This window comes from Sphingomonas sp. Marseille-Q8236, from assembly GCF_965112005.1.
In genome coordinates this window covers 629,773-653,190 of sequence record NZ_CBCOPO010000001.1, presented here as the reverse complement: position 1 = coordinate 653,190, position 23,418 = coordinate 629,773, and the positions used below count along the sequence as shown (strand labels likewise).

The 23,418-nt window shown below is 65.7% G+C and carries 26 protein-coding genes, 1 pseudogene and 1 riboswitch; of the genes and pseudogenes, 12 read left to right on the top strand and 15 right to left on the bottom strand.

The window, feature by feature from the left end; genetic code table 11:
* From egtD to thiC, 4 genes are all read left to right on the top strand, one after another.
* Nucleotides 1–978, top strand: coding sequence for an L-histidine N(alpha)-methyltransferase (egtD, locus tag ACWPWT_RS03045; RefSeq protein WP_454278501.1), 978 nt, complete (start codon nt 1–3; stop codon nt 976–978).
* A 197-nt stretch (nt 979–1,175) separates the two neighbouring features.
* On the top strand, nt 1,176–2,159 hold the full coding sequence (locus ACWPWT_RS03040; RefSeq protein ID WP_454279877.1) for a ferritin-like domain-containing protein: 984 nt from the start codon (nt 1,176–1,178) through the stop codon (nt 2,157–2,159).
* A gap of 33 nt (nt 2,160–2,192) precedes the next feature.
* A complete protein-coding gene (locus ACWPWT_RS03035; RefSeq protein WP_261270228.1) occupies nt 2,193–3,212 on the top strand; it encodes a ferritin-like domain-containing protein in 1,020 nt (339 codons plus the stop codon).
* A gap of 141 nt (nt 3,213–3,353) precedes the next feature.
* A riboswitch (TPP riboswitch) is annotated at nt 3,354–3,462 on the top strand.
* A 32-nt stretch (nt 3,463–3,494) separates the two neighbouring features.
* On the top strand, nt 3,495–5,342 hold the full coding sequence (gene thiC, locus ACWPWT_RS03030) for a phosphomethylpyrimidine synthase ThiC (protein ID WP_454278500.1): 1,848 nt from the start codon (nt 3,495–3,497) through the stop codon (nt 5,340–5,342).
* A 157-nt stretch (nt 5,343–5,499) separates the two neighbouring features.
* Here the strand turns inward: thiC and ACWPWT_RS03025 are convergent.
* A protein-coding gene (locus tag ACWPWT_RS03025; RefSeq protein ID WP_454278138.1) for an IS5 family transposase occupies nt 5,500–6,257 on the bottom strand; the annotation gives its coding sequence in 2 pieces (ribosomal slippage) (nt 5,500–5,924 and nt 5,924–6,257; 759 coding nt in all).
* A gap of 107 nt (nt 6,258–6,364) precedes the next feature.
* On the opposite strand from ACWPWT_RS03025, the gene ACWPWT_RS03020 reads away from it, so the two are divergent.
* Nucleotides 6,365–6,994, top strand: coding sequence for a hypothetical protein (locus ACWPWT_RS03020; protein WP_454278499.1), 630 nt, complete (start codon nt 6,365–6,367; stop codon nt 6,992–6,994).
* 10 nt (nt 6,995–7,004) lie between these two features.
* Here ACWPWT_RS03020 and ACWPWT_RS03015 read toward each other — a convergent pair whose 3' ends face one another.
* From ACWPWT_RS03015 to ung, 3 genes are all read right to left on the bottom strand, one after another.
* Nucleotides 7,005–7,181, bottom strand: a complete 177-nt coding sequence (locus ACWPWT_RS03015) for a type II toxin-antitoxin system prevent-host-death family antitoxin (RefSeq protein ID WP_454278498.1) — start codon at nt 7,179–7,181, stop codon at nt 7,005–7,007.
* 38 nt (nt 7,182–7,219) lie between these two features.
* Nucleotides 7,220–7,531, bottom strand: a complete 312-nt coding sequence (locus tag ACWPWT_RS03010; protein WP_454278497.1) for an alkylphosphonate utilization protein — start codon at nt 7,529–7,531, stop codon at nt 7,220–7,222.
* Nucleotides 7,532–7,610: 79 nt separating this feature from the next.
* Nucleotides 7,611–8,306, bottom strand: coding sequence for a uracil-DNA glycosylase (gene ung, locus ACWPWT_RS03005; protein WP_454278496.1), 696 nt, complete (start codon nt 8,304–8,306; stop codon nt 7,611–7,613).
* Nucleotides 8,307–8,420: 114 nt separating this feature from the next.
* Between ung and ACWPWT_RS03000 the strand changes: the two genes are divergently transcribed.
* Nucleotides 8,421–8,798 carry a hypothetical protein gene (locus ACWPWT_RS03000; RefSeq protein WP_454278495.1) on the top strand — a complete coding sequence of 126 codons (378 nt, stop codon included), beginning with the start codon at nt 8,421–8,423 and terminating at the stop codon, nt 8,796–8,798.
* A 52-nt stretch (nt 8,799–8,850) separates the two neighbouring features.
* On the opposite strand, the gene ACWPWT_RS02995 is transcribed toward ACWPWT_RS03000, so the two are convergent.
* On the bottom strand, nt 8,851–9,207 hold the full coding sequence (locus ACWPWT_RS02995; RefSeq protein ID WP_454278494.1) for a DUF1810 domain-containing protein: 357 nt from the start codon (nt 9,205–9,207) through the stop codon (nt 8,851–8,853).
* Nucleotides 9,208–9,355: 148 nt separating this feature from the next.
* On the opposite strand from ACWPWT_RS02995, the gene ACWPWT_RS02990 reads away from it, so the two are divergent.
* Nucleotides 9,356–9,886: a hypothetical protein gene (locus tag ACWPWT_RS02990; protein WP_261270237.1), complete on the top strand. Its 531-nt coding sequence runs from the start codon at nt 9,356–9,358 to the stop codon at nt 9,884–9,886.
* Nucleotides 9,887–9,993: 107 nt separating this feature from the next.
* Here ACWPWT_RS02990 and ACWPWT_RS02985 read toward each other — a convergent pair whose 3' ends face one another.
* From ACWPWT_RS02985 to recQ, 6 genes and pseudogenes are all read right to left on the bottom strand, one after another.
* Nucleotides 9,994–10,824 carry a MipA/OmpV family protein gene (locus ACWPWT_RS02985; protein WP_405051379.1) on the bottom strand — a complete coding sequence of 277 codons (831 nt, stop codon included), beginning with the start codon at nt 10,822–10,824 and terminating at the stop codon, nt 9,994–9,996.
* Nucleotides 10,772–10,882, bottom strand: a pseudogene (locus ACWPWT_RS02980) (hypothetical protein); the annotation flags it as partial. The gene ACWPWT_RS02985 and the pseudogene ACWPWT_RS02980, both read right to left, overlap by 53 nt.
* Nucleotides 10,883–10,961: 79 nt before the next feature.
* Complete coding sequence (locus tag ACWPWT_RS02975; RefSeq protein ID WP_454278493.1) at nt 10,962–11,345, bottom strand: DUF2141 domain-containing protein; 384 nt, start codon at nt 11,343–11,345, stop codon at nt 10,962–10,964.
* Nucleotides 11,326–12,144 (bottom strand): sterol desaturase family protein, encoded by an 819-nt coding sequence (locus ACWPWT_RS02970; protein WP_261270240.1) that lies wholly within the window; start codon nt 12,142–12,144, stop codon nt 11,326–11,328. Before ACWPWT_RS02970 ends, ACWPWT_RS02975 begins: the two co-directional genes overlap by 20 nt.
* Nucleotides 12,145–12,528: 384 nt before the next feature.
* Nucleotides 12,529–13,053 (bottom strand): GNAT family N-acetyltransferase, encoded by a 525-nt coding sequence (locus ACWPWT_RS02965; protein WP_454278492.1) that lies wholly within the window; start codon nt 13,051–13,053, stop codon nt 12,529–12,531.
* 13 nt (nt 13,054–13,066) lie between these two features.
* Nucleotides 13,067–14,836, bottom strand: coding sequence for a DNA helicase RecQ (gene recQ, locus ACWPWT_RS02960; RefSeq protein ID WP_454279876.1), 1,770 nt, complete (start codon nt 14,834–14,836; stop codon nt 13,067–13,069).
* Nucleotides 14,837–14,989: 153 nt separating this feature from the next.
* On the opposite strand from recQ, the gene ACWPWT_RS02955 reads away from it, so the two are divergent.
* The 3 genes from ACWPWT_RS02955 to ACWPWT_RS02945 all read left to right on the top strand — a co-directional run bounded on the left by ACWPWT_RS02955 (nt 14,990) and on the right by ACWPWT_RS02945 (nt 16,948).
* The gene (locus ACWPWT_RS02955; protein WP_454278491.1) at nt 14,990–15,274 is read left to right on the top strand and encodes a CsbD family protein; all 285 of its coding nucleotides are present in this window, start codon (nt 14,990–14,992) and stop codon (nt 15,272–15,274) included.
* Nucleotides 15,275–15,419: 145 nt separating this feature from the next.
* The gene (locus ACWPWT_RS02950; protein ID WP_261270243.1) at nt 15,420–16,001 is read left to right on the top strand and encodes an LOG family protein; all 582 of its coding nucleotides are present in this window, start codon (nt 15,420–15,422) and stop codon (nt 15,999–16,001) included.
* Nucleotides 15,998–16,948 (top strand): phytoene/squalene synthase family protein, encoded by a 951-nt coding sequence (locus tag ACWPWT_RS02945; RefSeq protein WP_261270244.1) that lies wholly within the window; start codon nt 15,998–16,000, stop codon nt 16,946–16,948. The genes ACWPWT_RS02950 and ACWPWT_RS02945 overlap by 4 nt, the downstream gene beginning before the upstream one ends.
* Before the next feature lie 121 nt (nt 16,949–17,069).
* On the opposite strand, the gene ACWPWT_RS02940 is transcribed toward ACWPWT_RS02945, so the two are convergent.
* Entirely contained in the window at nt 17,070–17,387 is a 318-nt protein-coding gene (locus tag ACWPWT_RS02940; RefSeq protein WP_454278490.1) for a hypothetical protein, read from the bottom strand.
* A gap of 41 nt (nt 17,388–17,428) precedes the next feature.
* Between ACWPWT_RS02940 and ACWPWT_RS02935 the strand changes: the two genes are divergently transcribed.
* The gene (locus tag ACWPWT_RS02935; protein ID WP_454278489.1) at nt 17,429–19,393 is read left to right on the top strand and encodes a S9 family peptidase; all 1,965 of its coding nucleotides are present in this window, start codon (nt 17,429–17,431) and stop codon (nt 19,391–19,393) included.
* 137 nt (nt 19,394–19,530) lie between these two features.
* Nucleotides 19,531–21,360: an ABCB family ABC transporter ATP-binding protein/permease gene (locus ACWPWT_RS02930; RefSeq protein WP_454278488.1), complete on the top strand. Its 1,830-nt coding sequence runs from the start codon at nt 19,531–19,533 to the stop codon at nt 21,358–21,360.
* Between the two features lie 6 nt (nt 21,361–21,366).
* On the opposite strand, the gene ACWPWT_RS02925 is transcribed toward ACWPWT_RS02930, so the two are convergent.
* The 3 genes from ACWPWT_RS02925 to ACWPWT_RS02915 all read right to left on the bottom strand — a co-directional run bounded on the left by ACWPWT_RS02925 (nt 21,367) and on the right by ACWPWT_RS02915 (nt 23,388).
* Nucleotides 21,367–22,281, bottom strand: a complete 915-nt coding sequence (locus ACWPWT_RS02925) for a hypothetical protein (RefSeq protein ID WP_454278487.1) — start codon at nt 22,279–22,281, stop codon at nt 21,367–21,369.
* Nucleotides 22,282–22,447: 166 nt separating this feature from the next.
* The gene (locus ACWPWT_RS02920; protein ID WP_454278486.1) at nt 22,448–23,104 is read right to left on the bottom strand and encodes an SdpI family protein; all 657 of its coding nucleotides are present in this window, start codon (nt 23,102–23,104) and stop codon (nt 22,448–22,450) included.
* Entirely contained in the window at nt 23,086–23,388 is a 303-nt protein-coding gene (locus tag ACWPWT_RS02915; RefSeq protein ID WP_261270251.1) for a metalloregulator ArsR/SmtB family transcription factor, read from the bottom strand. The genes ACWPWT_RS02920 and ACWPWT_RS02915 overlap by 19 nt, the downstream gene beginning before the upstream one ends.
* Nucleotides 23,389–23,418 lie beyond the last annotated feature (30 nt).

Here is a 23,418-nt window from a genome sequence, read left to right as displayed (position 1 = left end):
ATGTTGAAGCCTGAGATCGAGGACGGGCAGATGTCCCTGGCCGACCCCGCCTTCCGCGCGGACGTGCTTGCCGGACTGGAGCGTCGCCCGCGCGCCATTCCCGCCCGCTGGTTCTATGACCGGCGCGGTTCGGAATTGTTCGAGGCGATCACCGACCTGCCCGAATATTATCCCACCCGCACCGAAACCGCGATCCTGAAGTCCATGTGCCCCGAACTGGTCGCGCATGTCGGCAAGGGGCGCGCGGTGGTCGAGTTCGGATCGGGTTCCTCTACGAAGACACCCGTTCTGCTCCGCTGCGTCGAGCCTTCGGCCTATGTGCCGATCGACATTTCCGGCGACTTCCTGCGCGAATCCGCCCGCAATCTGCAACAGGCCTTTCCCGATCTTCCCATCCATCCGCTGGAGGGGGATTTCATGCGACCGCTGACGCTGCCCGCGATGGTGGCGGACGCGCCGAAGCTGGGCTTCTTCCCCGGATCGACCATCGGCAACATGACGCCCGCCATGGCGACCGACCTGCTGCGCGCGATGCGCGGATCGCTGGGCGAGGGGGCGATGCTGCTGATCGGGATGGATCGCGCCAAGCCCACCAATATTCTCGTTCCCGCCTATGACGATGCCCAGGGGGTGACGGCGGCCTTCAACCGCAATCTGCTCGACCGGATCAATCGCGAACTCGACGGCACCATCCCGGTCGAGGCCTTCCGCCATCGTGCGGTGTGGAACGACGACCGGTCGCGGATCGAAATGCATCTGTCGGCGGAGCGCGACGTGGACTTCACCGTCGAGGGTCGGCCCTTTGCCATGGCGGCGGGTGAGACCATCCATACCGAGAACAGCCATAAATACGGCCCGCGTGACGCCCGCATACTGCTGCGCGCCGGCGAGTGGACACCCGTAGCGCAATGGAGCGACCCGGACGAACTGTTCGCGGTCTATCTGGCGGAGGCGCAATCGGTCAGGCTGGCTCCGTAAGCGGCCTGCCTACAATTCTTATGGCAAAAGCATTTATTTAACAAAAGTTGCGTCTTTTTTTCCGGGGTCACGTTTCGCTTCATGGTTCGGCCGAAAACTTTGCATGCGAAGTCTTCGGCCATACCCCTTTATGAGATCTTCTGACGGTGACTCAAATACAGAAGCTCTCATCTTGGTTCCTTACTGGGAGGAGCATGATGACGGAAAGCGCACAACTGCTCGACGCGTTCGACGCGCGGGTCGAGCGCCGCAATCGGCGGCGCGACTTCTTCAAGACGGCGATCGGCGCGGCGGCGGCGGGCGTGACCGCCTTTACCCTGACCAGCCGGGCCGGAGCGCAGGCAGCGATTACCGACACCGATATTCTGAACTTCGCGCTGAACCTCGAATATCTCGAAGCGCAATTCTATGCCTATGCCGCCAACGGCACGGGCCTGCCCGCCAGCCAACTGACGGGTACGGGCACGCAGGGTGCGGTGACCGGCGGCGCGCAGGTCAATTTTGCGACCGGTAACAGCGGCGACGCGATCATCGGCCAATATGCGCGCGAGATTGCCGCCGACGAAGCCGCCCATGTCGCCTTCCTGCGCACCGCGCTGAGCAGTGCCGCCGTGGCGCAACCGGCGATCAACATTTCCGGCGATGCCAATGGCCCGTTCACGGCGGCGGCTCGCGCGGCGGGCGTGGTCGGTGCCAACGAGACCTTCAACCCCTATGCCTCGCCGACCGCGTTCCTGCTGGGTGCGTATATCTTCGAGGATGTCGGCGTGACCGCCTATAAGGGGGCGTCGCCGCTGATCAGCAACAAGACCTTCCTTCAGGCCGCTGCGGGCATCCTGGCGGTCGAGGCCTATCATGCCGCGATCGTCCGCACGACGCTTTACGGCCTCGGCTATGACATGGCCAACCCGCAGTCCTCGCTGATCACCGCTGCAGGCCGCATCTCGGACGCCCGCGACAGTCTGGACGGCTCGACCGATCTCGACCAGGGGATCGCGCAGACGACCGTCAATGGTCAGCTCGTGTCCAATATCGTGCCGCTCGACAATAACGGCATCGCGTTCAGCCGGACGCCGCAGCAGGTGCTCAACATCGTCTATCTGAACAATGCGGCGGCGACGCTCGGGGGCTTCTTCCCGGCGGGCGTGAACGGCACCCTGCGCGCCAGCGCGGCGAACTAATCCCTTTTTCCTCGTTTCGAGAGGATTATCATCATGAGCGAAGAACGCTTCATTCTCGACGTCATCGACGAAGCCTCGGCCAAGCGCCGGGCCGATCGCCGCCGGTTCATGCGCATGGCCGCCGGGGCGGGGGCCGTGGGCGGACTGGCGATGCTGGGCGCCTGCAACAATGACGATGACGACGTGATCGTCGTCCCCACCCCGACGCCGACCACCGCCCCGACCGGTTCGGTGACCGATGCCGACGTACTGAACTTTGCGCTTCAGCTCGAATATCTGGAAGCGCAATTCTACAGCTATGCCGCTTTCAATACGGGCCTTGCCGCGTCGTTCCAGACGGGTACGGGCACGCAAGGCGCGGTCGCGACCGGCACGAGCGGCCAGCCGCGCGGGGTCGCGTTCAAGGACCCGATCGTCGCGCAATATGCGCGCGAGATTGCCCTGGACGAGATCGCGCACGTCAACTTCCTGCGCACCGCGCTCGGCACTTCGGCGGTGGCGCAACCGGCGATCAACCTGTCGGGCGATGCCAATGGCGCCTTCACCGCGGCGGCGCGTGCCGCCGGCGTGATCGGCGCGAACGATACCTTCGACCCTTATGCCTCGGACGAGAATTTCCTGCTCGCGGCCTATATCTTCGAGGATGTCGGTGTGACCGCCTATATGGGCGGCGTCACCCTCTTGAGCAACAAGACCTATGTCGAGGCGGCGGCGGGTATCCATGCGGCGGAGGCCTATCATGCGGGGCTGGTCCGCTCGGTCCTGTATCGCAAGGGGCTGACCACCTCGTCGCTGATCACCGCGGCGGGCCAGATTTCGGATGCTCGTGACAGCCTCGATGGCTCGACCGATCTGGATCAGGGGATCGTCGCGACCGTCAATGGGCAGCAGGTGGCGAATATCGTGCCCGCCGATGCCAATGCCATCGCCTTCACCCGCACGCCGCAGCAGGTGCTGAACATCGTGTATCTGAACAAGGCGGCGGTCACCGGCGGCGGCTTCTTCCCCAACGGCCTGAACGGCAACGTCCGGACCAGCGCCGCCAGCGGCTGATCGCCTTTATCCTTCCCAAGGATCCCTGCCCCGGTCGGCCATCTTCCCCTGCCCGATCGGGGCTTTTTTTGTCGTTCGCCCCGGCGATGGGGCGTTCCGCGCAAAACCGCTTCTTATCCGTCGCAAATCCGCTTATGCAGGGACTATCCCCGGGGGAGCGCTGGCCTGCGCTTGAGAGGGGGGCAAGAGCCCCCGACCCGCTGAACCTGATCCGGCTGACACCGGCGTAGGGAGGGAGCGGCCCCATCTCTCATGGTCCGTTTCCTCCGCATGGAGTGGACTATGGCAGATATTCCCGCAAAGGCTGAAATTGGCGTCACCACCGGCCCCATTCGTGGGTCGAAGAAGATTCATGTCGGGCCGCTGGATGTCGCGATGCGCGAAATCCATCTCGACCCGTCCTCGGGCGAGCCGCCGCTGCGCGTCTATGACACGTCCGGCCCGTACACCGATCCGAACGCCCGCATCGATATCATGGCGGGCCTTCCCCAGCGCCGCCGTGCCTGGATCGAGGGACGCGGCGATGTCGAGGCCTATGACGGCCGCGAGATCCGCCCCGAGGATAATGGCCAGCTGGGCCCCGACCGGTCGGGCGGCGTGCCGCAATTCCCGCGCACCGGGCTGAACCGCCCGCTACGCGCCAAGCCGGGCATGAACGTCAGCCAGATGCACTATGCTCGGCGCGGCATCATCACGCCCGAAATGGAATATGTCGCGACCCGCGAGAATCTGGGCCGCGAGATGCTCAAGGACTATGTCCGCGACGGCGAGAGCTTCGGCGCGAGCATCCCCGATTACGTGACCCCCGAATTCGTCCGCGACGAAGTGGCGCGCGGCCGGGCGATCATCCCCAACAACATCAACCACCCCGAATCCGAACCGATGGCGATCGGCCGCAACTTCCTGGTCAAGATCAATGCCAATATCGGCAATTCGGCGGTCGCCTCCAACGTCGCGTCCGAGGTCGACAAGCTGGTCTGGTCGATCCGCTGGGGCGCGGACACGGTCATGGACCTGTCGACGGGGCGCAACATCCACGACACGCGCGAATGGATCATCCGCAACTCGCCCGTGCCGATCGGCACCGTTCCCATCTATCAGGCGCTGGAAAAGGTCGGCGGCATCGCCGAGGAACTGACCTGGGACATCTTCCGTGACACGCTGATCGAACAGGCCGAGCAGGGCGTCGACTATTTCACCATCCATGCGGGCGTGCGCCTGCCCTATATCCCGCTGACCGCCAAGCGCGTCACCGGCATCGTGTCGCGCGGCGGATCGATCATGGCGAAATGGTGCCTGGCGCATCACAAGGAGTCGTTCCTCTACGAACGCTTCGACGAGATCACCGAGATCATGAAGGCGTACGACATCGCCTATTCGCTGGGCGACGGCCTGCGCCCCGGCGCGATCGCGGACGCCAATGACGAGGCGCAGTTCGCCGAGCTCTACACGCTGGGCGAGCTGACCAAGCGCGCGTGGGAACAGGACGTGCAGGTGATGATCGAGGGGCCGGGCCATGTGCCGATGCACAAGATCAAGCAGAATATGGACAAGCAGCTTGAGGCGTGCGGCGAGGCCCCCTTCTACACGCTCGGGCCGCTGACCACCGACATCGCGCCGGGCTACGACCATATCACCAGCGGGATCGGCGCGGCGATGATCGGGTGGTACGGCACGGCGATGCTCTGCTACGTTACGCCCAAGGAGCATCTGGGCCTGCCCGATCGCGACGACGTGAAGGTCGGGGTGGTGACCTACAAGCTGGCCGCCCATGCCGCCGATCTGGCCAAGGGGCACCCGGCCGCCAAGATGCGCGACGACGCGCTGAGCCGCGCCCGCTTCGAGTTCCGCTGGCGCGACCAGTTCAACCTGTCGCTCGACCCCGACACGGCGGAATCCTACCACGACCAGACGCTCCCGGCCGAGGGCGCCAAGACCGCCCATTTCTGTTCGATGTGCGGCCCGAAATTCTGCTCGATGAAGATCACGCAGGAAGTGCGCGAGTTCGCGGCCAAGCAGAACGCCCCGGTCGAAACCTTCGTCGCGGCGGAAGACGCCGAGGCGGGGATGCAGGAGATGAGCGAGAAATTCCGCGAGAAGGGCGGGGAGGTTTACCTTCCGGCGGAGTAATGAAATGGGGCCGCACTCAACGCGAGTCTGGCCCCATTGCCGACGTCCGTTCAGCCTGAGCGAAGTCGAAGGCCATGGGAAAGCGAAGTATCTAGTTTCGACACAGTTTTGATATAAGCCTGTTTCTCGCAGTGGTTTTAGGGTCAGGACTCGTTGATCACAGCCAGAAGATGACGGTGGCAGCGAGGGTGACGGCGGCAAAGAAGGCAGTGGGGCAGCGATCGTAGCGGGTAGCGACCCGACGCCAGTCTTTGAGGCGGCCGAACATGATCTCGATGCGGCTGCGGCGCCGGTAGCGGCGCTTGTCGTATTTGACCGGCTCGTTGCGTGATCGCCGGCCCGGGATGCAGGGCTGGATGCCTTTGGCCTGGAGGGCGTCCCTGAACCAGTCGGCGTCGTAGCCGCGGTCGCCGAGCAGCCACTGCGCCTTCGGCATGTCATCCAGCAGCGCTGCCGCGCCGGTGTAGTCGCTGACCTGGCCCGCGGTCATGAAAAAGCTTAAGGGGCGCCCGTTTGCATCGGCGACGGCATGTAGCTTGGTATTCATACCGCCTTTGGTGCGGCCGATCAGGCGGCCAAGATCCCCTTTTTTACCCGCAGGCTTGATGCCGTGCGGTGCGCCTTCAGATAGGTTGCGTCGATCATGACCGTCTGCGGCTCGGCGCCAGCTGCAGCCAGACCTTCCATCATTCGCGTGAACACGCCGGCCTCGCCCCAACGCTTCCACCGATTGTACAGCGTCTTGTGGGGGCCATACTCGCTAGGCGCATCTCGCCAGCGAAGCCCGTTGCGATTGACGAATACGATGCCGCTCAGCACCCGCCGGTCGTCCACCCTCGGCTTGCCATGGCTCTTGGGAAAGAAGGGCCGCAGCCGCTCCATCTGCTCGTCCGTCAGCCAAAACAGGTCACTCATCTCGGTCTCCTTGCGGAGCCTGAATCAGATCGCGACGCTCACATCAATGGGTCCTGACCCTAGGAATAGATGCCTGTATGCTTTCCTGAACATCCTAGGAGAAGGCGATGTTGCAGATCGCAACGGCAGGCGTCACGGCACTTGCGCAAGTTTACGGATTTTCCGACGCTTCCAGCTTTCTCGCCAGTCATGTCGAGACGCTCAAAGGGCTCGACAATGTTTTGCTAAGCCGTTGTGGCCATGTGCTTGAGGCCGTACAGATCGGGTTCGGCGCCGGTTCGAAACATGGCTTGATGCTGATCGGCGTAGGTCGAGCCTTGTTGGGTGCAGGCGTCCTGCCGGTTGGGGGGACGGTTGCCTTAGCCAGCCCGGTTATGATGACCTGTGCCGCGATTGGCGCCGTTCACTATGGCTGGCATGCGCTCAGCGAAGACGAACGAAACAAGCTGCTCGACACCGTCGCCGATGCCTTTTCCATGGGCAAGCAACTGGTGAAAGCCGTTGCCGATTTTGCCGTGGAAACGATCAAGGCGCTTCTCTCCAGCGAAAACCTTGCTGAACTTAAGCGCATGGTCGCAGACGCAGCGACAACGTTCGGGCGTCGCCTAGGCGACATTACCCGGTCCATCACGGATCGAGCGCTCGACGTGCGCAACATCGCCGCAGGTCACGCTTCGTCGGTGATGAGCGCCATTCCGAAGCGTTTGCCATTTCAGCGCCCGGCAGAACCGTCTTAAGCCGAGCCCCCTAGGCGGGGTGGCTTCTCTTTAAGGTCTTCTCGATCGACGCCCATTCGCTGGCAGACATCAAAACCGCGCCTTCCCCGCGATCAAGCGTGATCGCGAGTGGCGCGCGGTCGGCGATGACCTTGTCGATCATCGCCTCCAGATTTTCGGACGCTTCGTCATAGGAGACCGCTTGCATAGGTCGAAGCTCTTCTAAGCTTCGTCGAACGTCAACCCTCACCGCTTCCGCACAAACTCCGCGCGCAACACCAACCCCTTGATCCCGTCGAACTTGCAGTCGATTTCCTGCGCATCACCGGTCAGGCGGATCGACTTGATCAGCGTGCCGCGCTTCAGCGTCTGGCCTGCGCCCTTGACGGTCAGGTCCTTGATCAGCGTCACCTGATCCCCGTCGCTCAGCACATTGCCGACCGAGTCCCGGACCACCACCGCATCATCCTCGCCGACCGAACCGGCCTTGGTGGCAGCGTCGGACGCGCTGATCCATTCGCCGGTCGCTTCGTCATAGACATAGTCTTCGTCGGCCATCGCCGTTGGTCCTTATCATATCTGCGAATTGGCGGCCCCTATGCGCGCTCCCAGCAACTGATGCCATAGCTATTACAGATCAGGAGAGGGGTGGCAGTGCCCAGTCGATCGGCTCGCGGCCATGTTCGATTAGAAAGGCATTGGCGCGCGAGAAGGGCTTCGACCCGAAAAAGCCGCCGCGTGCCGACAGGGGCGAGGGGTGGACCGAGGTCAGGACGCAGTGCCGCCCCGCGCCCAGTTCGCGAACGAACCCCGCCTTTTTCTGGGCATAGGCGCCCCAGAGGATGAAGACGACCGGCTCGGGCTTGGCGGCGACGGCGCGGATCACCGCGTCGGTGAACCGCTCCCACCCGCGCCCCTGGTGCGAGGCGGCCTGGCCCATCCGCACGGTCAGCACCGAGTTGAGCAGCAGCACCCCCTGCCGCGCCCAATGGTCGAGCAGCCCGTGGCCGGGCGGGGCGATGCCCAGATCGGTCGCCATCTCCTTGTAGATGTTGACCAGGCTGGGTGGCGGGCGGACGCCCGGCTGGACCGAGAAGGCCAGGCCGTGCGCCTGGCCCTCGCCATGATAGGGGTCCTGCCCCAGGATCACGACGCGCACCTCGGGCAGCGGTGTCAGGTCGAGCGCGCGAAACCATTCGGACGGGCGGGGGAAGATGCGCTGGCCACTCTCGCGTTCCTGGGCCAGGAAGGTCTTGAGCGCCTGCATATAGGGCTCGTCGAACTGGTCGCGCAGGACGGCCAGCCAGCTTGGATCCAGACGGATGTCGCTCATCGCTTCCTCTTGCCTCTCGTGCGATTGCCGCGCAACCGGCTTGGCGGATAATCGTTATGCACCCGATACGGTCGTCAACCTGTCGGCCGGGGAGCCTTTTGGAGGATCATGGTCATGAAGCGTTCGACGATCACCCTCGCCGTGATGACGGCCGCATTGCCGCTGGCGGCCTGTGGTTCCTCGACCGAGCCGACCGGTGCCAACACGACCACCGCCATAAGCAATGGCAGCGTGATGAGCGCCGATGCGCTGGGCACCAAGATTCGCGCCTTGCCCGAGGGGCAGCGTCGCGGGGTCCTGTTCCGCGCGATCCGCGATGCCGGCCCGAGCGGTGCCGGCTGCCAGTCGGTCACCGCGATGAAGGAAGCGGCGGCGGTCAACGGCAATCCCACTTGGAATGCGGTCTGCGACAACAGCACGCAATGGACGATCGTGCTGACCGCCGATCAGTCGGCCAGCGTGACCGGCCCCGGGCCCGTCACGATCAAGTGAGTGGACTGGCGAGTGATCGACTTGGCGACAGGCTCGGCCATGATGCGCGTCATCATGCGCGCCGGTCGAGCCTTGCCAGCGTCGCCTGGTCGTCAACTCCGCCGAAGAACCGATCCAACCCGGCGCGGAACGGTGCGGGGTCGTTGGCCACTGCCGCGAACAGCGTCAGCGACGAACGCAGCTTCATCGCATCGATCCCGCCGAACACCGCCTCTGCCGATCCCGGTGCGCCGATGGCGGTTCGAACCGCGTCGAGCAGGCGGGGCCCCAGGATCGGATGCGCCAGATAGGCTTGCGCCTCGGTCGCATCGCGGATCGCATAATGTTGCGCGGTGGCACTGCGGCCCAGCCCGGCGATCTGGGGAAAGATGAACCACATCCAATGGCTCCGTTTCCGTCCCGCGCGCAATTAGGCCATGGCAGTGGCGAAGCTGTCCGCCTGGGCCGCGACGAAGCGGTCCAGCGCGGGATCCGGGGCGGGGAAGGCTGTCATGTATTGGCAACCGGCCATGCCGTCGAAGCGTTCCCGCCAAAAGCAATTGATTCAGGAGAGAGAGATGCGCCGTTTCGCCTTCCTTGCCCCTATGGCCCTGCTGGCACCGGCGCTGGCCTTGGCGCTGGCGGCGTGCGGCGGGAAGGCGGAGGAGGCCGACTCGGATGTCGCGCCGGGCAACTTCACGCCCCCCGGCACCGCCCGACCCACGCCGATCGCCGGGGTGGCGCAGGTCAATCCGCTGACCGCCTATATCGGCCATTACCCGAATGACGCCGTGGACGGCGTGACCTTCTTCGACCGGACCGAGGTGGCAAGCGCGCTGCACGATGCCGTGGGGAACCAGCAACTGGTTCAGCGGATCATGTCGCGCGGGGCGGTGACGGTGCCCATCTTCCGCAAGGGCGAGCAGGTGATCGCGGCGCATGGCTGTACCCCGCACGATTGCGCCGACAACAACTGGACGGTCGAGGTCGATACCAAGGCGTCCAGCGCGCGGGTCTGCTATCATGACCGCGAAACGATGGGCGACCGCAGCCAATGGTATATGGGTGGTGCGCCGGTAACCCAGCCCGGGGAATGCCCGCAGGAATAAAGCGGCTATCTCCGAGGTCCTGAAGCTAAGGGGGCGTCACGCGCTCGACGGCGCAACACCCCTCGACCATCTTCGCCTGTACCTCCCCCATGCGGGGGAGGGGGTTTTCAGAAGGTATAGGCCACACCCAGCGCGCTCAGCCACTGGCCGCGCGAACCGGCCTGCGAGACGATCGGGCTGTCGGCGAAATCATTGACCATGCGACCATAGGTCACGCCGCCGACCAGTTTCCAACCCTTCAGCAAATTGCCGGTGATCGAATAGGTGGCGAGCCCGCCGACCGACCAGTCCTTCCACCCCGACCGGGCATTGTAGACCGGCAGGCCGCTCGCCACGCTCTGGTTCGGGTCGATCGAGAAATAGCGGCGGGCATAGCCGCGCCCGGCATGTTCCGCCGTGGCGAACAGGCCGACCGCCGCCTTGGTCGACAGCGGCGTGAAATAGTTGACCGAGGGCTGCCAGATGCCGCTGTCGTGCACGCCGGTCACGTCGTGGCGATAGCTGACCGAGACGGAGAGGCGGTCATAGGGGCTGGTCACCACGCCGACCTTGCCGATGCCGACATAGCCGCCCAGTTCCACCGCCGCGCCGATCTTGCCCAGCGCGCGGACGCGGGGATCGTCGATGCGTGACGGGGCGGTGCGATCGAGATTGACGACGCCGATCGGCCCCGCCTGGAAATCCCAGTCGCGGTTGTTCTTGTCGCCGATCAGGTCGACCGACAGGCGGTTGCCGATCAGGGTGATCGTGTGACCGTCGATATAGGCCAGCGCGGCGGGCGCTGGCGAAAAGGAATAGTCGTTCGACCCCTCATAATCCGGGAGATAGGCCGCACCCAGACCGATGGTGATGGTGTTCTTGCCGAGCTGACCCGCCATTTCGGCGGCGGCGGGATTGGTGGCGACGGTCGTGTCCTGCGCCAGGGCAGGCGCCGCCAGGGACAGCGCGCCCGCGACGGCCAGCGGGGCGATGACGCGCGACGATAGGCGCGAAAATGAACGCAAGACGGAAAACTCCCCGATTGGATTATCCGAAATGGAACGCCAGGGTGAGGATTTCGCTCCGATTCCGCCGTTCAGAAAATGTAACGCATCCGAATCTGTTGTGTTTCGGCAACAGAATCCAGGGTGAACCGCGCGGCCTTGAAGCGCGGCGGGCCGAAGCGGATCGCCGGATTGCGCGAGAAACCAAAGCCTTCGCGCGGGATGCCGGCCAGCGTGTCGAGCTTGGCATTGCCGTTTTCGTCATGGATGACGGCGGCGGCGTAATCGCCATGCGGCAGGCCGTCGAGGTGCAACGCCTTCTGCCCCGCCGGGACCGAGCGCGTCATCGCGCGCGCATCATCGACACAGGCGGGAAAATTGTCCGGATCGGCGGTCAGGCAGAGGCGGATCATTCCCTTGGCCGAGCGCATCTGGTCGATGCCGATGTCCAGTCGGCTAACCGGTGCGGCGCTCATCAGCGGCAACGCGGCCAGGACCAGCGCCAGCCCCCGCGACGCGGCGTGCCGCCTGCGCATGGGCGCGTTCGAAATCGCCAAGACCCCGGTCGGTCCCGCACAGTCGATCCCAGAAGCGGAAATAGAGTCCATAGTTGCACCCATATTGCTCATGATGCCGTTGGTGATGGCTTGCGGTAATGAGCCACCCCCCCAGGTGCCCCTGCCACATGAAGCGGGGAAAGATTTCCCACCCCATATGGTTGGTGACGCCCATAACGGTCATGATCGTCAGGACCAAGCCGAGTGCGGCGACATGGATCGGAATCACGAAGACCAGTAGCGGAATGGCCACAGCACCGGTCACCGCCTCGATCGGGTGAAAGGCCATGGCGGCCCAGGCGGTGGGCGGACGGCTGGCATGATGGACGGCATGGGCGCGCTTGAAGATCGCCGGGCGGTGCATCCAGCGATGCGTCCAGTAGAACCACGTATCGTGCGCGATCAGATAGAGCAGCACCGAGACGGGCAGATACCAGAGCGGCCAGGCATGGACATCGGCATAGATTCGCGTCCACCCGCGATTCTGCCAGCCCCAGGCGACGATCCCGGCGGGCACCCCGTAAATGGCGGCGGAGGCGAGGCTCCACCAGATTTCGCGGCGGATCTGCGGGTCGAGCCCGGCATAGAGGTTGGGATGCCGCGCCCTGGTCGCCAGCGCGAACGCGCCCGAGGCGAGCAGATAGCGCACGCCGACGATCAGCGTCATGGCGATGGCGGAAAGGATCAGGGCAAGCGTCACGGGGGCAGTGTAACCCATTGCAGGCGGGGCTTGAACCGCCAACGTCGGGCGCGGGGCCTTTTGTTCGCGCGGCGGCGCGAAGGCGCAGAGAGGTTTGAGCGGGCGTCGGCGTCCGGTGCCTCTTCGTCCGTCCCCCCTGACGCATCGTCGGTGACGAGAAGCGGCCTTTGGTCGGGCACTCCCTCTCCACACCCCCGCACAAACCCCCGCCCCATCCGCGAGCGCATTCCCGTGCACTTCGACTTCGCTCAGTGCGAACGGAGGGCGGGTCCGCGTCTCCGCGCCTTCGCACGAACCCCCGCCCCCGTTCAGGCTGAGCGAAGTCGAAGCCCACGCCCCACCCCATCCGCGAGCACATTCCCATGCGCTTCGACTTCGCTCCCCGCGAACGGAGGGCCGGGTTTACCCCCGGTGGAAAATCCGGATCGGCCGGTCGTGATACACCCCCTCGACCGGCGCTGCATAACCCAGCTTGCCCGCGAGGCCGATCGACGCCGCATTGCCCGGATCGATGATGCAGCAGGTCCGCCCGATGCCTCGCGCGTCCGCCCAGTCGAGCACCGCGCGCATCGCCTCGCCCGCATAGCCCCGGCCATGGGCCTTCGGAACCAGCGTCCACCCCGCTTCCGGCACCGTCAGTTCGGGCCGGATCTCACGGCGCGCTTCCAGCAGGCCCATATCGCCCAGCACATCGCCCGTCGCCCGGTCGCATACCACCCAGGCGCCATAGCCGAACACCGTCCAGCATCCGACCGACCGAAGCAGTCGAATCCACACATCCTCGCGCGGGCGGGGCTTGCCGCCGATCATGCCGTACACCGCCGGTTCGGCCCACATCGCCGCCAGCGCGTCGAGATCGTCGGGATGGTGACCACGCAGGATCAGGCGCTCGGTGGTCAGGGTCGGGGCGGGGCTGGTGAAGGTCATGACGCGCCCGATACTAACCGGCGTCGCGGATCACCGCCAGAAAGGCTTCGCCATAGGCATCCAGCTTGCGCGCGCCGATGCCCGACAGCAGCGATAGCGCCGCGCGGCTGGTCGGCCGCTGCGCCGCCATGTCGCGCAGCACCGAGTCGTGGAATATGACGTAAGGCGGCACCCCCGCCTCCTGCGCCAGCTCGCGCCGCTTGGTGCGCAGCGCCTCGAACAGCGGATTGTCCGCCGGGTTGGCGGCGACCGGCGCGGCACGACGGCCCTTGCGCTCGCGCTTGGGCGGCACGACCAAGGAGAGCCGCGCCTCGCCCTTGATCAGTGCGCGTGCGGCGGGGCCGAACTCCAGCCCGCCATGATGATTGGTGCGCAGCGCATCGCGCAGCAGCAGCGCGCGGTGGACCGGCTTGAGCAGCGCCACCTCGTCGCCGTCGACGATATTCCACACCGATAGCGCCTCATGCCCGTTCATCAGGCTGCGCTCGGTCGACTGGCCGGTCAGCACCTGCTCGATATAGCCCGCGCCGAACATCTGGCCGGTGCGGAACACCGCGGACAGGAATTTCTGCGCGGTCGTCGTTGCATCGACCGCATCGGGCGAGCCCAGGCAATTGTCGCAATTGCCGCAATCCTCGGGCAAATCCTCGCCGAAATGGCGCAGCAGGATGCGGCGGCGACACCCGCCCGTCTCGACCAGCGCGCCCAGCGCCGCCAGCCGCGCGCGCTCGCCGGGCTGGCGTTCGGGCTCCACCTCGGCGATGCGCTGGCGCGCGCGGGCGAAGTCCTCCGCACCCCAGAAGAGATGCGCGACCGACGGATCGCCGTCGCGGCCCGCGCGCCCGGTTTCCTGATAATAGGCCTCGATCGACTTGGGCAGCCCGGCATGCGCGACGAAGCGCACATCGGGCTTGTCGATCCCCATGCCGAAGGCGACGGTGGCGCAGATCACCATATCCTCGCTCGCCACGAAATCGGCCTGGTTCTTCGCGCGGATCGCGGGGTCGAGCCCGGCATGATAGGCGCGCACCGGCCGCCCGGTCCGGGCCAGCGCCTCGGCCAGCTTCTCGGTCGCGGCGCGCGTCTGGGCATAGACGATGCCGGGGCCCGGCGTGTCGGCGACCACCCGCGCGATCTGCAGGTTTACATTGGCCTTGGGACTGATCGCATAGCGGATATTGGGCCGGTCGAAGCCCGAGACGATCATCCCCTCGACCGGAATGCCCAGCTGCTTGGCGATGTCGGCGCGGGTATGCGCGTCGGCGGTCGCGGTCAGCGCGAGCCGGGGCACGTCGGGGAACGCATCCATCAACGGCTCGAGCAGGCGATAATCGGGGCGGAAGTCGTGGCCCCATTCGCTGACGCAGTGGGCCTCGTCGATCGCGAACAGGCTGAGCGGCGCGGAGCCCAGCAGCTCGCGGAAATGCCCCGACGACGCGCGTTCCGGGGCGACATAGAGCAGGTCGAGCTGGCCGTCGCGGAAGCGCGCGACCGTCTCGGCGCGATTCTGGTCGACGCTGGTCAATGTGGCGGCGCGGATGCCGACCGCCTCGGCCGCGCGCAACTGGTCGTGCATCAGCGCGATCAGCGGGCTGACCACGACGCAGCATCCGTCCATCATCACGGCGGGAAGCTGGTAGCAGAGCGACTTGCCCGCGCCGGTCGGCATCACCGCCAGCGTCCGCTGGCGGTTCAGGACACGGTCGACCACCTGTTCCTGGACACCCCGGAACTGGCTGTACCCGAAAACTTCGTGGAGCTTGGCAAGGGGGTCGGCGACCATCGCCGTGCATGTAGCGACGCCGGGCGGATGGGGAAAGGGCGCGACGACGCGCGCCGGTCGATCCCGGCTCTCCATCGCGGCCGTTTCGGAAACATCGGCGGCCTTGCGGGTTTGACGCCCCAATCATTCCTGCCTCGTGAAAGGAGAAATTTCATGAACACCGACACGATCGACGGCGCAGCCACCAATTTCGGCGGTCAGGTCAAGGAAGGCTTGGGCGGCGTGCTGGGCGACAAGACCATGCAGGCCGAAGGCAAGGGCGAACAGCTGGGCGGCAAGGCCCAGAAGGCTTTCGGCGACGCCAAGACCAGCGTCGACCAGACGGTGCGTCCGCTGTTCAATCAGGTCCGCGACTTCGTCCGCGAGCGTCCGCTGGCCTCGGCCGCGCTGGGCGGCGTGGTCGGCATCGCGCTGCTCAACACGCTGCGCGGCAAGTAAGCGCCAGTCCGACGGATGTGACGGGCGATGCGGGGCGACCGCATTGCCTCTTTCGTCATGCGCCGACGGTGCCCGGCGGGCAGCGGCAGGCGGTTCGCCGTAACCCGCTTGCTCCGTCCCGCCCCATCGCCTAGCGCTCATCACCATGAAGCGATTGGCCATTTATTGCGGGTCGGCGACCCCCAGCGACCCCCTCTATATCGAAACGGCGCGGAGCGTGGGGCGCGGGCTGGCGGAGCGGGGGATCGGCGTCGTCTATGGCGGCGGACGGCTGGGCCTGATGGGCGCGGTCGCCGATGCGGCGCTGGCGGCCGGGGGCGAGGTGATCGGCATCATCCCGCAGGCGCTGGTCGATGCCGAGGTCGCGCATCGCGGCCTGACCGAGCTGCACGTCGTGCCGGGTATGCACGAGCGCAAGAAGGCGTTCACCGACCTGTCCGACGGTTTCATCACCATCGCGGGCGGCACCGGCACGATGGACGAGTTGTGGGAGGCGCTGAGCTGGGCGCAGCTGGGCTATCATGCCGATCCGGTCGGACTGCTCAACACCGGCGGCTATTACGATCATCTCGTCGCCTTCTGGGACAAGATGGGCGAGGTCGGGTTCCTCCGGCCGCAGCACCGCGACCTGCTGATCGTCGACGATACGCTCGACGGGCTGCTCGACCGGATGGCGGCGCACGTCCCGACCCAGCCGATCGTGCGCATGAACGCGGGCGACCTGTGAGCCAGCCCGCCGCCCCGACCGAGCGGGCGGCGCTGGTGGCGGCGGCCAAGGCCTCGATTGCGCGTGGGTCTAAGAGCTTCGCGGCGGCCAGCCTGTTGTTCGATCCCGACACGCGCGAGCGCGCCTGGCTGCTCTATGCCTGGTGCCGCCGGTGCGACGACATCGCCGATGGGCAGGACCATGGCCATGGCATGACCCGCGTCGCCGATGCACCCGCCCGGCTGGCGGAGCTGACCGAGAAGACCGAGGCGGCGCTGGCAGGGCAGGTCGTCGGCGATCCCGCCTTCGATGCGCTGCGGGTCGTCGCGGCGGAAACGGGGATGCCGCATCGCTGGCCACGCGACCTGATCGCTGGGTTCGCGCTGGATGCCGAGGATTGGCGGCCCGAGACCGAGGAGGATCTCTACCGTTACTGCTATCATGTCGCGGGCGTGGTCGGTTGCATGATGGCGGTGACGATGGGCGTGGCACCCGATGACGAGGCGGTGCTCGACCGTGCCTGCGACCTGGGGATGGCGTTTCAGCTCGCCAATATCGCGCGCGACATCGCCGAGGATGCGGGGGCGGGACGGCATTATCTGCCGCGTGAATGGCTTGCCTATAAGAGTATCTCGCCCGACGCGATCATGGCGCCGTCGCACCGACCGGGCCTGAGCGCATTGGCCCGCCGCCTGACCGACCAGGCGGCCCGGTTCGAGGCGAGCGCGCGGATGGGCACGCCCGCTTTGTCCTATCGGTCGGCCTGGGCGGTCCTGTCGGCGGCGGCGATCTATGGCGCGATCGGGCGCAAGGTGGCGCGGCGTGGCCGGCGGGCCTGGGACAACCGCGTTGGGACCAGCAAGACCGAAAAGCTGCGTTTCATGGTGGCGGCAAGCATGCAGGCTGCGCGGCGGGCCCGGATGACGATCACGCCGCGCGACCCGACGCTATGGACGCGACCGCGTTAATCGTCCTTGCTCCCGTTCAGTTCGGGCGAAGGCCAAGGGATGAAGGCCACCAAGCTGTCGGCTGGGATCGATCCTTTGTCTTCGACTGCGCTCTGGCCGAGCGGGGGCAAGGATATATGGCTCAGCCCCGCGACGGTTTACGCTCGGCCTTCGCCATTTGCGCGCCCATGCGACGGCAATCCGCGCCGATGACCGGGAAGGGAACATCGGTATTGGTGGCGATCCGGTTGGCGAGGTCGGCGCGGCACTGCGCCATGGTTTCATATCGTGCGGGGACCATGCGGGCCTCGGTGCAATCGATGCTGCCATCGCCGCAGCCCAGGATTGCCATCACATAGAAAATCGGTTCCATTCGACCGCCTCCACTTGTTTTTGAAAACGCGGGGGTGCGCCAAGTTGTTCCGATTTTGCGCTTGCCGGGGCTTGGCGGCGCTGTCATGCTCGACCAATACAGTCCGTGGGTGGGAGCATGAGATGGTGTTGAAGGCTTTATTGGCGGCAGGAGCGGCGATGATGGTGGCGCAGTCGGCAATGGCGGCGGACGTGCCGCTGATCGAACGGACCAAGTTGTTCGGCAATCCGACCAAGATCGGCGGGCAACTTTCGCCCGATGGCAAGTGGATCAGCTTCATCGCGCCGCGCGACGGTGTGCTCAACGTCTGGGTCGCGCCGATCGCAACGCCCGACCAGGCCAAGCCACTGACCGCCGAGAAGGGGCGGCCGATCCGCCAGGCCTTCTGGTCGCCTGATTCCAAGTCGATCCTGTTCGTCAACGACAAGGGCGGCGATGAGAATTTTCTGCTCTACGGCGTCAATGTCGCGACCGGCGAGCAAAAGGCGCTGACCCCGTTCGAGAAGACGCGCGTCCAGATCGTCGGCACCAGCGAGACGATCAAGGACCGTATCCTGGTCGGCGTCAACAATCGCGATCCGCGCTGGCATGACGTGTACGAGCTGAACCTGACCAGCGGCGCGCTGACCAAGGTGATGCAGAATGACGGCTATGCCGGGTTCCTGGCCGACGACCAGCTACAGCTGCGCATGGCGGCCAAGGCGCGGCCTGATGGCGGTTCCGACTATTACCGGGTCAACGGCACCACCGTCGAGGCGACGCCGGTCGTGCAGTTCGGGCTGGACGATTCACTGACCACCTCGCCGCTGGGCTTCACGGTGGATGGCAAGACGCTCTACTGGATGGACAGCCGCGGCCGGAACACCGCCGCGCTGATGGCGCAGGACATGGGCAGCGGCAAGATGGCCGTGATCGGCGAAAGCCCCAAGGCCGATGTCGGCGGCGGGCTGTTCAATCCCAAGACCGGTCGGGTCGAGGCCTATTCGGTCAACTATCTCAAGCGCGATTATGTGCCGGTCGGCGATGCGGTGAAGGCCGACCTCGCCTTTCTCAAGGCGCAGAATAAGGGTGAGTTCTCGATCGGGTCGCGCACCGATGCCGACGACAAGTGGATCGTCACCTTCGATCCGGTGACCGCGCCCGCCTCGACCTGGCTGTACGATCGCAAGGGCAAGACGCTGACTCAGCTTTATGTCAGCCGCCCCGAACTGGCCGATGCGCCGCTGGTGCCGATGGAGGCGGTGGAAATCCCGGCGCGCGACGGGCTGACGCTGGTGTCGTACCTGACCAAGCCGAAGGGCGTGACCGGGCCGGTGCCGATGGTGTTGTTCGTTCATGGCGGCCCCTGGGCGCGCGATGCTTATGGCTATAACGGCTATCACCAGTGGCTCGCCAATCGCGGCTATGCGGTGCTGTCGGTCAATTATCGCGGCTCGACCGGCTTTGGGAAGAACTTCATCTCGGCGGGCGACCTGCAATGGGGCCGCAAGATGCATGACGACCTGATCGACGCGGTCGACTGGGCGGTCAAGCAGGGCGTCACCACACCCGACAAGGTGGCGATCATGGGCGGTTCCTATGGCGGCTATGCGACGCTGGCGGGCCTGACCTTCACGCCGGAGAAATTCGCGTGCGGCGTCGATATCGTCGGTCCGTCGAACCTGTTCACCCTGCTCAAGACGATCCCGCCTTATTGGGAAGCGGGTAAGCAGCAATTCTACAAGCGGATGGGCGACCCCACCACCGAGGAGGGCCGCGCGCTGCTGAAGGAGCGTTCGCCGCTGACCTTTGTCGACCGGATCAAGAAGCCGCTGCTCATCGGGCAGGGCGCCAACGACCCGCGCGTCAATGTCGCGGAAAGCGACCAGATCGTCGCGGCCATGGCGGCGAAGAACATCCCCGTCACCTATGTCGTCTTCCCCGACGAAGGCCATGGCTTTGCCCGGCCCGCCAACAACATCGCCTTCAACGCGGTGGCCGAGAATTTCCTCGCCCCCTGCCTGGGCGGCCGTGCCGAGCCGATCGGCGACACGCTGAAGGGCTCTACGGCCGATGTGAAGCATGGCGCGGACTATGTGAAAGGCTTGAAATAAGCCGTCACGCCCGTCGCCCCGGCGCAGGCCGGGGCCTCCTTCGACATGGGATGATCGGTCGACGGAGATCCCGGCCTGCGCCGGGATGACGGGTGCACCATTGAACTTCGCCCCCGTTCCGCCGACATGGGGACGACATGCCGCCACTCGACCCCACCGCCGGTACGCCTGACCGGCCTCTGATCCCGACGCTTCGCCGTTTCCTGCCCTATCTCTGGCCCGCCGGAGCGCCTGCTCTGCGCGCGCGGATCGTGGCGGCGATGGCGTTGGTCGTGGTGTCCAAGCTTCTCCAGGTGCTGGGCGCGGCCTATACGCTAAAATATGCCGTCGACCGGATGGCGGGGGGCGATCGCGGCGCGGTGATGCTGATCGTCCTGCTGGTCATCGGCTATGCGGCGGCGCGGTTCGGAACGACGCTGTTCGACAATCTCCGCAATGCGGTGTTCGAGATGGTCGGGCAGGACGCGACCCGGCGGCTGTCCGCCGATGTGTTCCGGCATCTCCACCGCCTGTCGCTGCGCTTTCATCTGGAGCGGCGCACCGGCGCGGTGACCAAGGTGGTCGAGCGCGGGACCAAGAGCATCGACACCATGCTCTACTTCCTGCTGTTCAACATCGCCCCGACGGTGCTGGAACTGGCGCTGGTCCTGACGATCTTCGGAAAGAGTTTCGGGCCGGTGCTGGTCGTCACCACGCTGGCGATGGTGGTCCTGTACATCGTCTTCACCCGCAAGGTAACCGACTGGCGCAACGCTTTGCGCACGAAGATGAACGATCTCGACACCGGCGCGGTCGCCCATGCCGTCGACTCGCTGCTTAACTTCGAGACGGTGAAATATTTCAACGCCGAGGAGCGCGAGGCGAAGCGGTACGAGAATGGCGTCGCCGCCTATGCGCGCGCGGCGACCAAGTCGGAGAACTCGCTGGCCTGGCTGAACGTGGGGCAGGCGGCGATCACCAGCCTGATGCTGGGCTTCGCCATGGCCTGGGTCGTGCGCGAGTGGAGCCGGGGTGCTGCGTCGGCGGGCGATGTGGTGTTCGTTTCCACCCTGTTGTCGCAGCTTTTCCGGCCGCTCGACCTGCTGGGGATGGTCTATCGTACCATCCGGCAGGGGGTGATCGACATGGGGGCGATGTTCGACCTGATCGACACCCCCGCCGAGGTGGTCGACGCCCCCGGCGCGACGCCGCTGGCCGTCACGGGCGGGCATGTCCGCTTCGACCAGGTCGTCTTCGGCTATGAGCCCGATCGCGCGATCCTGAAGGGGTTGACCCTCGACATTCCGGCCGGGACGACGTGCGCGGTCGTCGGGCCATCGGGGGCGGGCAAGTCGACGCTCGCGCGATTGCTCTACCGCTTCTACGATGTGAACCAGGGCGCGATCATCATCGACCGGCAGGCGGTGGCGCAGGTGACGCAGGATAGCTTGCGCGCCGCGATCGGGATCGTGCCGCAGGACACGGTGCTGTTCAACGACACGATCGGCTATAATATCGGCTATGGCCGCGAAGGCGCCGACCAGGCCGAGGTGGAGCAGGCCGCCAAGGGTGCCGCCATCGCCTACTTCATCGAACGCCAGCCACAGGGTTATGCCACCCGCGTCGGCGAGCGCGGGTTGAAGCTGTCGGGCGGCGAGAAACAGCGCGTGGCGATCGCGCGCACGCTGCTGAAAGATCCGCCCATCCTGATCCTCGACGAGGCGACCAGCGCGCTCGACAGCCGGACCGAGGCGGATATCTTGGCGACGCTCCAGGCGATCGAGCGCGGGCGCACGACCCTGGTCATCGCGCACCGGCTGTCGACCATCGTCCATGCCGACCAGATCGTCGTCCTCGACGGCGGCCGGGTGGCGGAGCGGGGGACCCATGGCGAATTGCTGGCCTCGGGGGGCCTCTATGCCGAGATGTGGGCCCGCCAGGCCGCCGAGGTGGAATCGGCCGAGGAAGAGGACGCGCTGCTCGCCTAGGCGATGTCAGCGGCAGCTAAGCCGTATCTGATGCGCGGGCTTGTCGAACACGATCGACGAGCAGCGGTCGAGCCGGTCTGCGCCGATCGACAGGCGATCGCGCTTGATGTCGTGCTTGCCCTTGCCAGTTACCACCACCTCATTGGGGTCGACGGCTTTGTCGGCGTCGGCGATGCTATCCGTCTTGCCATTGTCCGTGGTCCGCACGCCCAATGATCCTATGGTGAGCGGCCCGACGATCAGCGGGGTCGCCAGCGTCATGGTGCGGATCGGGCGCTCGACGCCGAAGGCGATCTCGGTCGTGCGGGTCGACCCGGTCAAACTGCCGCCATAGGCGCGGGCCAGTCGCACCGCCGCGCCCGCATTGGCCAGGGTGTAGGGATGGTGCGGATCGAAGCGGATGCGCAGCGGCTCTCCCTCTACCATGATGGTTGCGAACCGCTCGGCCCAGCCGCCGAACAAATCGCCTTGGTCGACCATGGGAAAGGCGATCGTGCGTTCCCCGGCGACCGGTTCGCGTAGACGGAAGCGGATAACGGGTTCGGGAAGACTGCCCGGCCCGAAGACTCCCGCAACGCCCGTGGCAAAGGGCTGTGGGGTAAAACCGATCCGCCGCTTCTGTGGCTTTTCCGAGCCGAACGTGACCCGTGCCACGGCGGTGCGACCTGCGATCAGCTTGGGTCCCACGCCATAGCCGACGCCGATCATGCCCGCTTTCATACCCGCCGCTTCGGCGAATTCCTGGGTGATGAGGGGCATGGCCGGAACGCCCGGATCGATGCGGACGATGCGCGTGACGCCGTTGATCGTGATCGGTTCCAGCCCATCCGGCGCGACAACCCGCTCCTGAGGGGGCGAGGACGCCGCAACTCCGAAGGTTGTAAGCGAAAGAATGGCAATCTTGGAAAAGTCAACGGCCACGAACACTTTCTCCCATAATGTTGCGTATCGGCAACATTGCTGCGGATCGTGGCGCGATAAAGGCCGGATCGGACGAGCACCCGCACAAGGCCTCGGCTTCGCAAATCTTTCCCTTCATCCTGATGGGCGGGCAGCAGGTGGGCCGTCATCGCCGCTCACCATCGGATCAGTGCGGGCGTCTCATGCGCCAATGGACATAGGAGAAGACGATCGGGACCAGTGTGGCCCCGAGCAGCGCCGTCAGCGCGAGCCGCGTCTTGCTATCGTCACCGATCGGCAGCAAGGCGCTCAGGGCGACGACCGCACCCGCCACCGCGAACAACCATCCGCCCAGGCGGTGGGTTGCGATCCAGGTGTCGGTGTCGATGATCGTCCAGGGCGTACGGATGCCGACGAAGAAGCCAGGCCGCGACTTGGGCAGCATATTGCCGACCGCGATCAGGAACAGGCCCAGCGCGATCGGAATCAGGGTGGGGGACGGCGCCCAGCCCAGCACGGGGCCCGCAACCATCGCCTCGACCCCGATGAACAGGGCCAGCAATCCCGCCCAGACGGTACGGAGCAGCGGTGCACTACCCTCCAGATCGCGTTGCAGTGGCTCGATCCGGGGCAGGCTGGCCAAGACCGCGGACAGGATGATGACCAGCACCACCGGCAGGAACAGCGCATAGCCCGGCTCGGTGAAGCGATCGGCCTGCCCGGCGGCGTTCCAGTGCGTCGGCAGCAACGTGCCCGGCGCGACCTGCGTCAGCGCCAACGCGGACACCGTCGCCATGCCCCCCGCCACTATGGCGGACGCGACGATCAACGGACGGAAGGACATGATTTCGCTCCCTTGCTATCGTCTTCGCCCACGCCCAGCCGGGTCATGAAACCCATCAGCACCTGCTCCAGCATCGACAGGTTGAGCGTGTAGAATATGCTGGTCCCCTGCTGCTCCGCCTGGATCAGGCCAGCGGCCTTCAGCTTGGCGAAATGCGCCGACATGGTGGGGCGGGACACGTTGAAGGCATCGGCAATCGCACCGGCGGACATACCCCCGCCACGCAGCATCTCCAGGATGCGGCGGCGCGTGGGATGGGCAAGGGCTTCGAACACCGGGTCCATATCCGGTGTTTAGCATAAAGGCTAATTAGG